Origin of the sequence: Streptomyces sp. NPDC046215, from assembly GCF_040646215.1 — a bacterium.
GTDB classification, from domain to species: domain Bacteria; phylum Actinomycetota; class Actinomycetes; order Streptomycetales; family Streptomycetaceae; genus Streptomyces; species Streptomyces stramineus.
In genome coordinates this window covers 14,982-28,481 of the sequence record NZ_JBEYZW010000088.1, presented here as the reverse complement: position 1 = coordinate 28,481, position 13,500 = coordinate 14,982, and the positions used below count along the sequence as shown (strand labels likewise).

The window sequence follows — 13,500 nt, the reverse complement described above, 5'->3', positions numbered from 1 at the left end:
ACGCGGTCGCCGCCGCGGCGCTGGGCCTGCTGCTCGCCCGCCCGGCCCCCTGGCACCGGCCGGGCCTCCGGCCCGTGCCCGGTCGCCGACCCCGGCCTCGGGCTCTGGTCCGGACCCTGGCCCCTGGCCCTGGCCTCGGCCCGGGCATCGACTCCGTCTCCGACCCGGCCCCGGCCTCGCCATCGGCCCGGTCCTTGGCCCTTGGCCCGGCCCGGGCGTCGGCTTCGGCCCTGGCCCGGGCGTCGGCCCCGGCTCGGGCGTCGACTCCGTCTGCGACCCGACCCGACCCGACCTCAGCCTCGGCCCCGGCCGCGCCTCCGGACCGCCCGCAGCGCCCGCCCCCGCGGAGCCCGCGGCGCCCGCGGACCCCGCCCTTGCGAAGCGCGCGGCGGCTCCCCACGGAGCGCACGGCCCCCCGCCCGGGTCACCGCGGTCGCGCCGCCCCGTGCCCCGCGCCACGCTGGAGGCCATGATCCGCAGACGCGCCGCCGCCCTGGCCGCGGCCGGGGCCCTCGTGGGGTTGCTGCTGCCCGCCGCCGGCGCGGCGGAGCCGCCCGCGCGCACGGTCTCCGCCTGGCTGCCCTACTGGGAACCCGGCGCCTACCGGGACGCGCTCGCCCACGCCGACCAGCTCCACACGGTCAGCCCGTTCTGGTACGAGACCACCGCCGCCGACCGCCTCACGGCCCACCCGGGCGCGGAGGACCGGGCCGTGACCGACGGGCTGCACCGGGCCGGCATCAAGGTCCTCCCCACCGTCACCGAGAGCCTCGGTGCCGAGGCGGTGGCCCGCCTGACGGAGGACCCCAAGGCCCGCGCCCTGCACGTCACCACCCTGGTGCGGCTCGTCACCGACCACTCCTATGACGGCCTCGACCTCGACTACGAGAAGATGAACGAGACCGCCACCACCCCCGCCCTCGCCGAGCGCGTCCGCACCGGCTTCAACACCCTCACCACCGAGCTCTGCGCCCGGCTCCACGCCCTGCACAAGGAGTGCGTGGCCGCCGTCTTCCCCCGCTCGGCCGCCAAGGAGCGCGACGAGGGCCCCGTCTACGACTACGCGCACCTGGGCCGCACCCTCGACCGGCTGCGGATCATGGGCTACAACCTGCACAACGCCCTCGACCCGCCCGGCCCGCTCTCCAGCCCCGCCTGGTACGACGACATCCTCCGCTACGCCACCGCGCGGGTGCCCGCGGAGAAGATCGAGATGGGCCTGCCCGCCTACGGCTGGGACCACCGGGTCGGCGACCCCGCCCGGGCCACCCACCGCACCGCGCGCGAGGCCGAGGCCCTGCGCCGGCGCGTCGGTGCCCCCTACGCCCTCGACCCCGAATCCCGGACCCCGCACTTCACCTACACCGAGGCCGGCCGGCAGCGGGAGGTCTGGTACCAGGACGCCCAGGGCACCGCCGCCCACCTCGCCGTCCTGGCCCGGCACCATGTCACCGGCACCGCCCTGTGGGCCCTGGACTTCGAGGAGCCCGGGCTGTGGCCCGTCCTCGCCGCCCCCCGGCAGCCGCCCCCCGAGCCCGTCCGGGCGAATATGAGCACTCGGTGACAGTTCTCTCGTTCACCGGCTCGCACGGCGCACGAATGTGCTGATGGGACGGATACTGTCCGCATGTCACGCGTGCTGTTGATCGAGGACGACCGGGCCGTACGGGAAGGCGTCACGCTCACCCTGCGCCGCCGCGGCCACGAGGTCGAGGGCGCGCCGACCGGCGAGGCCGGCCTCGCCGCCATGGAGACCTTCCGGCCCGACCTGGTCCTGCTCGACCTGATGCTGCCCGACAAGAGCGGCTTCGAGGTGTGCCGCCGCATCCGCGCCACCCAGCAGATCCCGATCATCATGCTCACCGCCCGCGGCGACGACATCGACGTCGTCCTCGGCCTGGAGGCGGGCGCCGACGACTACATCGTCAAACCCGCCCGCGGCGAGGTCCTGGAGGCCCGCATCCGGGCCGTGCTGCGCCGGGCCGCCCCCGGCGACGGCGGCCCCGACCCGGCCGCGGCCCAGCCCGTGGAGACGCACGGCGACCTCGCCATCGACCGCAAGGGCCTGCTCGTCGCCAAGCACGGCCAGGACCTGGCGCTCGCCCCCTCCGAGATGAAGCTCCTGCTCTACCTGTCCGCGACCCCCGGCCGGGTCTTCAGCCGCCAGCAGCTCCTGGAACACGTGTGGGAGCACAGCTACCACGGGGACGCGCGGCTGGTGGACGCGTGTGTGATGCGGCTGCGGACCAAGGTCGAGGACTCCTCGCGCTCACCCCGCTACATCCAGACCGTGCGTGGCTTCGGCTACCGGTTCGGGCCCCTGTGAGACGCCCGCACCTGGGGCTCCCCACCCTCCGCCGTCCCTCGCTGCGCGCGGTCGCCGGCGGGCTGCGCGCCCGGCTCGTCGTCGCCTTCCTGCTGGTCGCGGCGCTGAGCGCGCTCACCACGGCGGCCCTGACCTTCCGCGAGGCCCGCACCGCGATCCTCAAGCGCACCCAGGACACGGCCATCGACTCCCTGCGGTCCCAGGTCAACTCGCAGGTGCCCGACTACAGCTTCCCGCTGACCAGGCAGAGCCAGGTCGACCTCAGCGACCGGCTCGCCAAAGCGGGCAGGGCGCAGCACTGGGCCATCTCCGTCCGCTACCGGGGCGGCGCCATGATGCCGCCGGTGGTCGGCGACCGGCTCATCCCCCAGGGCCTCCAGAAGAAGGTCCACTCGGGCATTCCGGCTTTCCAGCGCCTGGCCGTCGATGGCGACCCCTGGCTCGCCATCGGCCTGCCCGTCACCTACCGGGAGTCCAGCGAACGCTCCGGTCTGGAGGTCTACGCCCTGCTGCCGCTCCGTGAGGACGAGGCCAACGTCCAGGCCCTGGTCGAAGCGGCCCAGCGGGGCGCCCTGCCCGCGGTCGCCCTGGCCGCTGTGCCCGCCCTGATCGCCGCGCGCGGCGTCCTGCGGCCCGTGCGCGAGCTGCGCCGCGCCTCGGGGAAGATCGCCGCCGGAGAGCTGGACACCCGCCTGAAGGTGACCGGCCGCGACGAGCTCGCCGATCTCTCCCTGACCTTCAACGACATGGCCGAGGCCCTGGAGGGGAACGTCGCGGAGCTGCGCCGCATGGAAGCCAACTCCCGGCGCTTCGCCGCCGACGTCTCCCACGAGCTGCGCACCCCGCTCGCCGCGATGACCGCCGTCGTCGACGTCCTCGACGAGGACGCCGCCACCCTCGACCCGGACACCGCCCACGCGGTCCGCCTCATCAGCGAGGAGACGGGGAAGCTCGCCCGGATGGTCGAGGACCTGATGGAGATCTCCCGCTTCGACGCGGGCGCCGCCGCCCTCCACCTCGACGAGGTCGACGTCTCCGAAACCGTGCGCAAGACCCTCCAGGCCCGCGGCTGGCAGGACAAGGTGGCCGCCGACCTGCCCGAGGGCGTACGCGCCCGGCTGGACCCGCGGCGGATCGACGTCGTGGTCGCCAACCTCGTGGGCAACGCCCTCAAGCACGGCGGCGAGCCGGTGAGCGTGGCCGTCCGCGTCGAGGGGCCGGACGGCGGCGAACGGCTGCTGATCGAGATCGCGGACCGGGGCGAGGGCATCGACCCCGAGGTGCTGCCGCACGTCTTCGAGCGGTTCTTCAAGGCGGACTCCGCCCGGGCCCGCTCCGAGGGCAGCGGCCTCGGCCTCGCCATCACCCTGGAGAACGTCCGCCTGCACGACGGCACCGTCCGCGCCGCCAACGGGCCGTCAGGAGGAGCGGTGTTCACGGTGGACCTGCCGCTGCGGCACGGCGGGGGTGGGGAGGTATGAAGACGGTGCGGACCACGAGGAAGCGGTACGCCGTGGGCGCGGCCGCGCTGCTGCTCACCACGCTGGCGGGCTGCGGGGTGACGACCACCGACGTCATCGACGCGGGGCTGCCGGCGACGGGGGCCAGGCGGCCGGGCGCGGCCAACGTGTTCGACGTCCGGCTCTACTTCATGTCACCGTCCGGCATCACCTCCTCACCCCGGGAAGCCGGGGCGAAGGTCGGCGCGGAGGAAGCCGTCAACCTGCTCCTGCAGGGGACCAACTCGGCGGAGCAGGTGCGCGGCCTGTACTCCGACCTGCCGAAGATGAACGGCGAAGTCCACGTCACCACCGGCACCATGCGGGTCGGCATCCAGCTGCCGTTGAACGTGACCCGGCTGAGCCCCATCGCCCGGAGCCAGCTCGTGTGCACGGCCGCCAACGCCGAGGTGCCGCGGGGGCGGGCCCTGCACGACGTGAAGGTCGAGCTCAGCGGCGGCAGCTACGTCATCTCGGACATGGTCTGCGACAGCAACAACGCCTTTCCCGCCGCGAAGCTGCCCACCCAGGCCGGCACGCCCGGCCCCGTGACGTCCGTCAGACCTTCGGGAAGCTGAACGCGTACCCCTCCTGCTTCAGCCACGGCAGCAGCCGCCCGAGGGCCTCCACGGTCTGGGCGCGGGAGCCGCCCCCGTCGTGCATCAGGACGGTCGGCCCCTTGCTCAGCTGGCGCTTGGCGGTGTCCACGATCGTGTTGACGCCCGGGTGCTCGAAGTCCTTGGTGTCCACGTTCCAGCCGAGCGGGCGCATGCCGTTCTCCGCGGCGATCCGCCGGCTGTCGGGGGTGAACGCCCCGCCCGGTGCCCGGTAGTACTGCACGGGCGTGCCGCCCGACGCCTCCTCGATCAGCTTCTTCGCGTCGAGGATCTCCCGCGACTGGTAGGCGACGGGCTTCTTGTCCATCGTGGTGTCGTGCGTCATGGAGTGGTCGCACAGCCGGTGCCCCGCCGCGACCACCTTTTTCACCAGGTCCGGGTGCGCTTTGGCGTTCGGGCCGATCATGCAGAACGTCGCCTTGGCGTGGTACTCCTCCAGGAGGGCGAGGACCTTGGGCGTCCAGGTGGGGTCCGGGCCGTCGTCGAGGGTGAGGTTGACGGTCTTGCCGGAGTCCTCCGAGACGCGGACGATCTCCTGGCTCACGCTCTTGGCCGGGGACGGACGGCCGGCCGCTGGGGAGCTGTCGCCGCCGCTTCCGCGTTCGCTGACCGCCACGGCCAGGGTGCCGCCGGCTATCGCGAGGACCGCCGCCGTCGCCGCGATCCGGTTCGTGTACTTCTTCGGCAGCGCCATGGCTCGTCCCGCTCTCCCTGTCGGCGATCTTTGTCACCGGGGAAGAGGGGACGGGCAGGGCAAAAGGGTGCCTCTGTTACTGATTCATCATCTACTGGGCACAGGGAGATCATCTCCCGGTCCGCGCGTGCCGGCCGCCGGGCGGGCTGACGGGCCGTCCGGCGGCCGGCGGGACTCAGGGCCGGAGGCCGCCGAGGCGCCCTTCGAGGAGGACCAGCAGCTCGGCCAGCGTCTCCGCGAGCCGGCCCTGCCGGTCCGCGCCGAGCCCGGACAGCAGCGCCTTCTCGTAGTCGAGCTGCCGGGGCATCAGCCGGTCGATCAGCTCCGTGCCCGGCCCGGTCAGCCGCAGGTGGGCCACGCGCCGGTCGCGCTCGTCGGTGCGCCGCCCGACCAGGCCGCGCGCCTCCAGCTCCCGCAGCCGCTTGGTGACGGCCGCCCCGGAGGCGAAGGTCTCCCGCGCGATCTGGCCCGGGGTCAGCTCCACCCCCGTACGGCGCAGGGTGCCGAGGATGTCGAACTCCGCCCGCGTGAGCCCCTCGCGCACCAGCGGGGCGTCCGCGGCCTGCTGGAGCAGCGCCGCACAGCGGTTGAGCCGGCCGATCACGGCCACCGGCGCGGTGTCGAGCCCGGGGTGGACCTGCTGCCACTGGCGCAGCACGCGCGCGACGACGTCCTCTGTCACGGTGTCGACCCTTCCCGCCGGTGACCGCCGGACCGGCCGCCGCGCCGACGTGGCGTGAACGAGAGCAAGCGTGGACCAAACGAGCGTGGACGGGGGCGAGCGGGCGCGGCGGTGGGTGACCGCCCGGCCGGCTACCTAAAAGATAGCCCCAGGGCGCGGGCCCGGCAGGCCGTCGGCGTGCCCCACGCGGAGCGCAGGGCCCGCGCCTTGCCGAGCCACAGGGACAGGTCGCACTCCGCGGTGTAGCCGATCGCGCCGTGGAGCTGCAGGGCCGTCCGGGCCGCCGCGTACGCCGCGTCGCAGGCGGCGGCCTTCGCCGCGGCCACCTCCGCGGTGGCGCCCGGCCCGCCCGACGCGAGGGCGACCGCCGCCCCGTGCACCAGCGGCCGGGCGAACTCCAGCCCCACCAGGGTGTCCGCCAAACGGTGCTTGACCGCCTGGAACGAGCCCACGGCCACGCCGAACTGGGTGCGCTGCTTCGTGTACGCGACCGTGCGCTCCAGCAGCGCCAGCCCCACCCCGAGCGCTTGGGCGGCCACCGCGAACGCCGCCCAGTCCACCGCGTGCGCCACGGCGGCCCGCACCGCGCGCCCGGAGGCCAGGGGCCGCCCGGCGCCCTCGGGGCGGGCCAGCCGACGCGCCCGGTCCAGCGACGGCTGCACCGGGCCGGTTCCCGGGGCGAGCCGCAGCGCAAGAGTGTCCGGCCCGGCCGGGCGCGGGGCCTTCGTCACGGTGAACACCGCGTCGCACACGTCCGCGTCCACGGCGTACGGGCTCTCCTCCGGAAGGGTGAGCGTCACCCGTGCCGCGCCCGAGCAGACCCGCGGCAGCCACTCCCGGGCCGGTGCCGTATCACCGGTCCCGGCCAGACGGGTGAGGAGCGCCGTCACCGCGACCGTCTCGGCCACCGGGCCGGGCACGGCATGCCGGCCCAACTCCAGGCACGCCACCGCGAGTTCCACGGGCAGCGGGCCCACCCCGCCGTACTCCTCCGGCGCGGCCAGGGCGAAGACCCCCGCCTCCGCGAGGCGCGCCCACAGGGCGAGGCCCGGCCCGTGGTCGCCACGCGCCCACGCCCGGACAGCCGCCGGGGTGCCGGCCGCGGTCAGCATGCGGTCCAGGGTGCGGCCGAAAGCGGCCTGCTCGGCGTCCGGGAGGAACCTCACCGCCGGCGCCCCCTCGGCAGCCCCAGCAGCCGCTCCGCGACGATGTCCCGCTGGATCTCGTTGGTCCCCGCGTAGAGGGGGCCCGCCAGGGCGAACGTGTAGCCGTCCGCCCAGGCGCCGCCCGCGGGCGCCTCACCCGCGATGTCGGCGAGCTCGCCGTAGGGGCCCAGGATGTCCAGGGCCGTCTCGTGCAGGGCCAGGTCCAGCTCGGACCAGAAGACCTTCCCGAGGCTGGCCTCCGCGCCCGTCGACCCGCCCTCGGCGAGCCGCGCGACCTCGGCGTAGGCCCGCAGCTGGTAAGCGCGCGCCCGGACGACCACGTCCGCCACCCGGTCCCGCAGCGCCGTGTCGGCCGGGTCCGCCGCCGAGCGCCACAGCGCGACGAGCCGCTCCGCCGCGGCCAGGAACCGCCCCGGGCTGCGCAGCGCCGCCCCGCGCTCGTTCCCCGCGGTGCTCATGGCGACCCGCCAGCCCTCGCCCGGCTCCCCGACGACATCGGCTTCGGGGACGAACACCTCGTCGAGGAAGAGCTCCGCGAAGGCGGGCTTGCCGTCGAGGCGGCCGACGGGCCGCACCGTCACCCCCCGCGCGTCCAGCGGGAACATCACGTACGTCAGCCCGTGGTGCGGCGGCCCGCCCGACCCGCTGCGGAACAGCCCGAAGGCCCGGTCGGCGAACGCGGCCCGCGAGGACCACGCCTTCTGACCGCTCACGTGCCAGCCCCCGGCCGTGCGCACCGCCACGGACTTGAGCGACGCCAGGTCGGAGCCCGCCTCCGGCTCCGACCACGCCTGCGCCCAGACGACCTCGCCGCCGGCCATGGGCGGCAGGACGCGGGCGCGCTGCTCCGGCGTGCCGTGCGCGAAGAGGGTGGGGGCCAGGAGGCTGATGCCGTTCTGGGCGACCCGGGCCGGCGCCCCGGCCGCGTGGTACTCCTCCTCGAAGATCAGCCACTCCAGGGGCGAGCGGCCCCGGCCCCCGTACTCCCGCGGCCAGGAGACCGCCGACCAGCCGTCCGCGGCCAGGGTCCGCTCCCACTCCCGGTGCTCGGCGAACCCCTCCCGCGTCTCCAGCGACCGCAGCGGGGTGCGCGGCACATGGGCGGCGAGCCAGGCCCGGGCCTCGGCGCGAAAGGCGCTCTCCTGCGGGGAGAAGTCCAGGTCCATCAGGCGCCGCGCTCCTTCATCGCGCGGATGCCCACACCGCCGAGCGGGTCCGCGGCCGTCTCGGCGTTGTGCGCGTGCGCCAGGTGGTGGAGACCGAACGCCGCGTCCAGGCCGCTGTGCAGGCCCTGGAGGTCCTCGGCCTGATTGACGGCCCGCTTGGCCAGGGCGAGGCCCATGCGCGGCATCGCCGCGACCCGCAGCGCCAACTCCTCCGTGCGGACCGCGAGTTCAGCGCGGGGCACCACGCGGTTGACCATCCCCAGCTCGTGGGCGCGCCGCGCGGACATCCGGTCGCCGGTGTACAGGAGCTCCTTGGCGACCCGCGGCGGCAGCACCCACGGGTGCGCGAAGTACTCGACGCCGGGGATCCCCATCCGGACGACGGGGTCGGCGAAGAAGGCGTCCTCGCTCGCCACGATCAGGTCGCACACCCAGGCCAGCATCAGCCCCCCGGCCACGCACGCGCCCTGGACGGAGGCGATCACCGGCTTCGGCAGCTCGCGCCACCGGCGGCACATGCCCAGGTACACCTCCGACTCGCGGGCGAAACGGCTCTCGGCGCCCGCCTTGCCGCAGTGGTCCCACCACAGCCCCGCCCGGCGCGGGTGGGGGAGATGGGCGTCGCGGCCGGGGGTGCCGATGTCGTGGCCCGAGGAGAAGTGCCCGCCCGCTCCCGCGAGGACGACGACCTTGACCTCGTCGTCGGCCGCGGCCTCCTGGAACGCGTCGTCCAGGGCGTACGTCATCGCCGAGTTCTGCGCGTTGCGGTACTCGGGCCGGTTCATCGTGACGGTCGCGACCGGGCCCTGCCGGGCGCGGAGCACCACCGGCGGCTGAACCGCCCCCTCGTCGCCGGGGAGTTGGTCCTGGGTGGGGCCTGGGGCGGGGGCCATCCGCCACTCCTTCCCTAACAAGTGTTTGGTAGGTTAACGTACGGCCATGAGCAGCGTCGAGGAGTCCCGCACCGCGCTCCGGCCGGGCCCGCCGCCCTACCTCCCCGGTCACGAACTGCTGACCGGGCGCACCGCCGTCATCACCGCGGCGGCCGGCAGCGGCATCGGCGGCGCCACCGCCCGGCGCTTCCTCGAAGAGGGCGCCCGCGTCGTCCTCGGGGACTCCCACACCCGCCGCCTGCGGGCCGTCGTGGCCGCGCTCGCCGAGGAGTTCGGCAGCCGGCAGGTCACCGGCCTGCCCTGCGACGTCACCGTCGAGGACCAGGTCACGGCCCTCTTCGACCTCGCCGAGGAGCGGCACGGCGCCCTCGACATCGTCGTCAACAACGCCGGGCTCGGCGGCACCGCCGACCTCGCCGACATGACCGACGACCAGTGGGACAAAGTCATCGACACCACCCTGACCGGCACCTTCCGCTGCACCCGCGCCGCCCTGCGCCGGATGCGGGAAGGCACCGGCGGCGTCGTCGTCAACAACGCCTCCGTCCTCGGCTGGCGCGCCCAGCGCGGCCAGGCCCACTACGCCGCCGCCAAGGCCGGCGTCATGGCCCTCACCCGCTGCGCCGCCGCCGAGGCCGCCGCCTACGGGGTGCGCGTCAACGCCGTCTCGCCGAGCCTCGCCCTCCACCCCCACCTGGCGAAGGTCACCACGCCCGAGGTGCTGGCCGAGCTGACCGGGCGCGAGGCGCTCGGGCGGCACGCCGAGCCCTGGGAGGTCGCCAACGTCATCGTCTTCCTCGCCAGCGGCTACTCGTCGTACATGACCGGCGAGACGGTCTCGGTCAGCAGCCAGCGCGCGTGACCGACAATGACCCCGTGCCGAACAGCAAGAAGACCACCGTCATCACGGCCCCCGACCGGCGCCGCGAACTCCTGGCCACCGCCGCCGAGGTGTTCGCCGCCGAGGGCTACAACGCCACCACCGTCCGCAGGATCGCCGACGAGGCGGGCCTCCTCGCGGGCAGCCTCTATTACCACTTCGACTCCAAGGAGTCGATGCTGGACGAGATCCTCTCCACCTTCCTCGACGAGCTGTGGGCCGGCTACGACGCCGTGCTCGCCGCCGGCCTCGGCCCCCGGGAGACCATCGAGGCCCTCGTCACCGAGTCCTTCCGCGAGATCGACCGGCACCGCCCCGCCGTCGCCATCTACCAGCGGGAATCCCGCCACCTCACCGGCCGGCCGCGCTTCGCCTACCTCGCCGCGTCCCAGCGGAAGTTCGAGACGGTGTGGCTCGGCACGCTGGAGCGCGGCGTCGCCGAGCACGTCTTCCGCGCCGATCTCGACATCCGGCTCACCTACCGCTTCGTCCGCGACACCGTATGGGTCGCGGCGTCCTGGTACCGCCCGGGCGGCGCGCACAGCCCGGAGGAGATCGCCCGCCAGTACCTGTCGATGGTCCTGGACGGCATCGCCGTCCGGGCCTGACCCGGAGGAGCAGCGATGGCCGACGCCTACCTCGTCGACGCGGTCCGCACACCCGTCGGCCGGCGCGGCGGCGGCCTCGCCGCCGTCCACCCCGCCGACCTCGGCGCCCTGGTGCTGCGGGCCCTGACGGAGCGGACGGGCATCGATCCGGCCGCCGTCGACGACGTGGTCTTCGGGTGCCTCGACGCCGTCGGCCCGCAGGCCGGCGACATCGCCCGGACGAGCTGGCTGGCCGCCGGGCTCCCCGAGGAGGTCCCCGGCGTCACCGTCGACCGGCAGTGCGGCTCCGGGCAGCAGGCCCTCCACTTCGCCGCCCAGGGCGTCCTCTCCGGCACCCAGGACCTCGTCATCGCGGGCGGCACCCAGAACATGTCGCAGATCCCCATCGCCTACGCCACCCGTAGGGCCACCGAACCCCTGGGGCTCGACGACGGCCCGTACGCCGGCTCGGAGGGCTGGCGGGCCCGCTACGGCGACCGGCCCGTCAGCCAGTTCCACGGCGCCGAGACCATCGCCCGCACGTGGGGCATCACCCGCGAGGCCATGGAGGAGTACGCCCTGCGCTCGCACCGGCGCGCGGTACGGGCCGCCGACGAGGGCCGCTTCGCGCGGGAACTCGTCCCCTGCGGCCCGGTGACCGCCGACGAGGGCCCGCGCCGGGACACCTCTCCCGAGAAGATGGCCGCGCTCCCGCCCGTCGTGGACGGCGGGCTGATCACGGCGGCCCTCTCCGCGCAGATCTCCGACGGGGCGGCGGCCGTCCTGCTGGCGAGCGGGCGCGCCCTGCGCGACCACGGCCTGACCCCGCGCGCCCGCGTCCACCACCTCTCCGTCCGCGCCGAGGACCCCATCCGCATGCTGTCCGCACCGATCCCCGCCACGGCCCGCGCGCTGAAGCGGACGGGCCTGACGATGGACGCCATCGACCTGGTGGAGATCAACGAAGCCTTCGCGTCGGTGGTCCTCGCCTGGCTTCAGGAGACGGGTACGGACCCGGCCAGGGTCAACGTCAACGGCGGCGCCCTGGCCCTCGGCCACCCCTTGGGCGCGACGGGAGCCAAGCTGATGACCACGTTGCTGAACGAACTGGAACGCACCGGCGGCCGGTACGGGCTGCAAACGATGTGTGAGGGAGGCGGTCAGGCGAACGTGACGATCATTGAGCGGCTGTGAGGGTCACGCCACCGGCTCCTCCCCGAGCGCGGCCAGCACCTCCGCCGCCTCGGCCATCACCCGCTCCACCAGCTCGGCACAGCTCGGCAGGTCGTCGATGACGCCCGCGACCTGCCCGGACGCCATCACCCCCGCATCCGTCCGGCCGTCCACCATCGCCGCCTTCAGGAGCATCGGGGTACTGGCCGCCAGCAGCACCTGACTCCACGTCAGGTTCCGGCCGTGCCGCAGGGCCAGCCCGTCCCGCAGCATCGCCGTCCAGCCGAGACCGGACACCGCCCGGAACGCCGCCGCGTGCCGCAGCGCCCTGACGAGCGTGCCGGCCCGCCCCGCCCGCTCCAGCCCGGAGACGAACGGCGTCCGCAGCATCCGGTGCGGCAGCCCGTCGACCTTCGCCGTCACCGTCACGTCCCGGACCGACGCCGCGAGGTAGGCGGCCTTCACCGCCGCCGGCACGGTGCTGTCGGAGGTCAGCAGGAACCGGGTGCCCATGGCGATGCCGGCGGCGCCGTACGCGAGCGCCGCCACCAGCCCCCGGCCGTCGTGGAAGCCGCCCGCCGCGACGACGGGGATGTCCACCGCGTCCACCACCTGCGGCAGCAGCACGGTCGTCGCGACCTCGCCCGTGTGCCCACCGCCCTCGCCGCCCTGCACCACGACCGCGTCCGCGCCCCACGCCGCGACCTTCTCCGCGTGGCGCCGCGCGCCGACGGACGGGATGACGACGACACCGGCGTCCTTCAGACGGCCGATCAGCGCGGCGGAGGGCGCCAGCGCGAAGGAGGCGACCCGCACGCCTTCCTCGATGAGGATGCCGGTGCGCTCGGCGGCGTCATGCGCGTCCGCGCGGAGGTTGACGCCGAAGGGCCGGTCCGTGCGCGAGCGCACCTCCCGGATCGCGGCCCGCAGCTGACCGGGCGTCATCGTCGCGGAGGCCAGGACGCCGAGCGCCCCCGCGTTCGCCGCCGCCGAGACCAGGCGGGGCCCCGCGACCCAGCCCATGCCCGTCTGGACGACGGGGTGCCGCACGCCGACCAGCTCGGTGAAGGCGGTCCTCACGGCCGGACCTCCCTCTCCCGCAGGCCCGCCGGGTCGATCACCCCGCGGATCAGGCGCAGCTCCTCGGCCGTCGGGGCGCGGGTGGCCGGCACGTCGTCGGGCACGCGCAGGGCGAAACCCGTCGCCGCCCGCAGCTCCGCGGCGGTGACGCCGGGGTGCAGGGAGCGGACCCGCATCGTGCGGTCCGGCGTCTCGAAGTCGAGGACGGCCAGGTCGGTGACGACGCGCGGGATGCGGTGGAAGCGCGTCGCGGAGGGCCCCGCGGCCGCCGCCCGGTCGTAGCCGACACCGCAGACCATGTCGACCCGTTCCACCAGGACGCGCGGTGAGTGCCGGGGAATCCAGTAACTGGTCGGGTGGTTCAGCGTGTTGGCGGGCGCGCCGCGCACGCCGAGCAGCTGACGGGAGGGCTGTTTCCAGTCGCCGATGCAGGAGATGTTCTGGTTGCCGTGCCGGTCGAGCTGGCTCGCGCCCATCATCACGTGCCGTCTGCCACCCGTCACCAGGGCGAGGTGCCGGCGGTACGGCAGCCACCCCTCGACGACCCCGGCCCGCGCCGCCAGGGCCGGGACGTCGGCCGTCAGCAGGGCCTCCCCGTCCGTCAGCAGCAGGTCGGGGGAGAAGGTGAGCTTCGCCAGCCGCGCGCCGATGGTGGGCAGCACGCCCATCGGACTCGCGAGGATCTCGCCGTCGCCGCGCCACGCCTCCGCGCACGCCACCGCGCACATCTCGGCCCG

General features: G+C 74.9%; 14 protein-coding genes. 7 read left to right on the top strand and 7 right to left on the bottom strand.

Features of this window, described 5'->3' with window-relative positions; genetic code table 11:
* The first annotated feature begins 469 nt into the window (after nt 1–469).
* The 4 genes from ABZ951_RS28095 (at nt 470) to ABZ951_RS28080 (ending at nt 4,403) form a co-directional block, all read left to right on the top strand.
* Nucleotides 470–1,564 carry a glycosyl hydrolase family 18 protein gene (locus tag ABZ951_RS28095; protein WP_344086801.1) on the top strand — a complete coding sequence of 365 codons (1,095 nt, stop codon included), beginning with the start codon at nt 470–472 and terminating at the stop codon, nt 1,562–1,564.
* A 63-nt stretch (nt 1,565–1,627) separates the two neighbouring features.
* Nucleotides 1,628–2,326, top strand: a complete 699-nt coding sequence (locus ABZ951_RS28090; protein WP_344086804.1) for a response regulator transcription factor — start codon at nt 1,628–1,630, stop codon at nt 2,324–2,326.
* Nucleotides 2,327–2,337: 11 nt separating this feature from the next.
* The gene (locus ABZ951_RS28085; RefSeq protein WP_344087062.1) at nt 2,338–3,807 is read left to right on the top strand and encodes an ATP-binding protein; all 1,470 of its coding nucleotides are present in this window, start codon (nt 2,338–2,340) and stop codon (nt 3,805–3,807) included.
* Nucleotides 3,804–4,403: a hypothetical protein gene (locus ABZ951_RS28080; protein WP_344086807.1), complete on the top strand. Its 600-nt coding sequence runs from the start codon at nt 3,804–3,806 to the stop codon at nt 4,401–4,403. Before ABZ951_RS28085 ends, ABZ951_RS28080 begins: the two co-directional genes overlap by 4 nt.
* Here the strand turns inward: ABZ951_RS28080 and ABZ951_RS28075 are convergent.
* From ABZ951_RS28075 to ABZ951_RS28055, 5 genes are all read right to left on the bottom strand, one after another.
* Complete coding sequence (locus ABZ951_RS28075; RefSeq protein ID WP_344086810.1) at nt 4,384–5,136, bottom strand: polysaccharide deacetylase family protein; 753 nt, start codon at nt 5,134–5,136, stop codon at nt 4,384–4,386. The genes ABZ951_RS28080 and ABZ951_RS28075 overlap by 20 nt on opposite strands.
* A gap of 175 nt (nt 5,137–5,311) precedes the next feature.
* Entirely contained in the window at nt 5,312–5,818 is a 507-nt protein-coding gene (locus ABZ951_RS28070; RefSeq protein WP_344086813.1) for a MarR family transcriptional regulator, read from the bottom strand.
* Between the two features lie 131 nt (nt 5,819–5,949).
* Nucleotides 5,950–6,984: an acyl-CoA dehydrogenase family protein gene (locus tag ABZ951_RS28065; RefSeq protein ID WP_361280983.1), complete on the bottom strand. Its 1,035-nt coding sequence runs from the start codon at nt 6,982–6,984 to the stop codon at nt 5,950–5,952.
* Nucleotides 6,981–8,150 (bottom strand): acyl-CoA dehydrogenase family protein, encoded by a 1,170-nt coding sequence (locus ABZ951_RS28060; protein ID WP_344086819.1) that lies wholly within the window; start codon nt 8,148–8,150, stop codon nt 6,981–6,983. The genes ABZ951_RS28065 and ABZ951_RS28060 overlap by 4 nt, the downstream gene beginning before the upstream one ends.
* Nucleotides 8,150–9,043: an enoyl-CoA hydratase gene (locus ABZ951_RS28055; protein ID WP_344086822.1), complete on the bottom strand. Its 894-nt coding sequence runs from the start codon at nt 9,041–9,043 to the stop codon at nt 8,150–8,152. Before ABZ951_RS28055 ends, ABZ951_RS28060 begins: the two co-directional genes overlap by 1 nt.
* A 46-nt stretch (nt 9,044–9,089) precedes the next feature.
* On the opposite strand from ABZ951_RS28055, the gene ABZ951_RS28050 reads away from it, so the two are divergent.
* The 3 genes from ABZ951_RS28050 to ABZ951_RS28040 are packed head-to-tail and all read left to right on the top strand — an operon-like array spanning nt 9,090 to nt 11,704.
* The gene (locus ABZ951_RS28050) at nt 9,090–9,905 is read left to right on the top strand and encodes an SDR family oxidoreductase (RefSeq protein ID WP_344086825.1); all 816 of its coding nucleotides are present in this window, start codon (nt 9,090–9,092) and stop codon (nt 9,903–9,905) included.
* Nucleotides 9,906–9,919: 14 nt separating this feature from the next.
* Complete coding sequence (locus tag ABZ951_RS28045) at nt 9,920–10,531, top strand: TetR/AcrR family transcriptional regulator (RefSeq protein ID WP_344086828.1); 612 nt, start codon at nt 9,920–9,922, stop codon at nt 10,529–10,531.
* A 15-nt stretch (nt 10,532–10,546) separates the two neighbouring features.
* The gene (locus ABZ951_RS28040) at nt 10,547–11,704 is read left to right on the top strand and encodes an acetyl-CoA C-acetyltransferase (protein WP_344086831.1); all 1,158 of its coding nucleotides are present in this window, start codon (nt 10,547–10,549) and stop codon (nt 11,702–11,704) included.
* 3 nt (nt 11,705–11,707) lie between these two features.
* Here ABZ951_RS28040 and ABZ951_RS28035 read toward each other — a convergent pair whose 3' ends face one another.
* Together ABZ951_RS28035 and ABZ951_RS28030 are read right to left on the bottom strand one after the other, a co-directional pair.
* A complete protein-coding gene (locus tag ABZ951_RS28035; RefSeq protein ID WP_344086834.1) occupies nt 11,708–12,763 on the bottom strand; it encodes a nitronate monooxygenase in 1,056 nt (351 codons plus the stop codon).
* The gene (locus ABZ951_RS28030) at nt 12,760–13,491 is read right to left on the bottom strand and encodes a CoA-transferase (RefSeq protein ID WP_344087066.1); all 732 of its coding nucleotides are present in this window, start codon (nt 13,489–13,491) and stop codon (nt 12,760–12,762) included. The genes ABZ951_RS28035 and ABZ951_RS28030 overlap by 4 nt, the downstream gene beginning before the upstream one ends.
* Between the last annotated feature and the right edge of the window lie 9 nt (nt 13,492–13,500).

Coding starts and splice junctions, on each gene's coding strand:
- ABZ951_RS28030 (WP_344087066.1), bottom strand. CDS start 13,491: ATGTGCGCGGTGGCGTGCGCGGAGGCGTGGCGCGGCGACGGCGAGATC.
- ABZ951_RS28095 (WP_344086801.1), top strand. CDS start 470: ATGATCCGCAGACGCGCCGCCGCCCTGGCCGCGGCCGGGGCCCTCGTG.
- ABZ951_RS28090 (WP_344086804.1), top strand. CDS start 1,628: ATGTCACGCGTGCTGTTGATCGAGGACGACCGGGCCGTACGGGAAGGC.
- ABZ951_RS28055 (WP_344086822.1), bottom strand. CDS start 9,043: ATGGCCCCCGCCCCAGGCCCCACCCAGGACCAACTCCCCGGCGACGAG.
- ABZ951_RS28075 (WP_344086810.1), bottom strand. CDS start 5,136: ATGGCGCTGCCGAAGAAGTACACGAACCGGATCGCGGCGACGGCGGCG.
- ABZ951_RS28050 (WP_344086825.1), top strand. CDS start 9,090: ATGAGCAGCGTCGAGGAGTCCCGCACCGCGCTCCGGCCGGGCCCGCCG.
- ABZ951_RS28040 (WP_344086831.1), top strand. CDS start 10,547: ATGGCCGACGCCTACCTCGTCGACGCGGTCCGCACACCCGTCGGCCGG.
- ABZ951_RS28080 (WP_344086807.1), top strand. CDS start 3,804: ATGAAGACGGTGCGGACCACGAGGAAGCGGTACGCCGTGGGCGCGGCC.
- ABZ951_RS28060 (WP_344086819.1), bottom strand. CDS start 8,150: ATGGACCTGGACTTCTCCCCGCAGGAGAGCGCCTTTCGCGCCGAGGCC.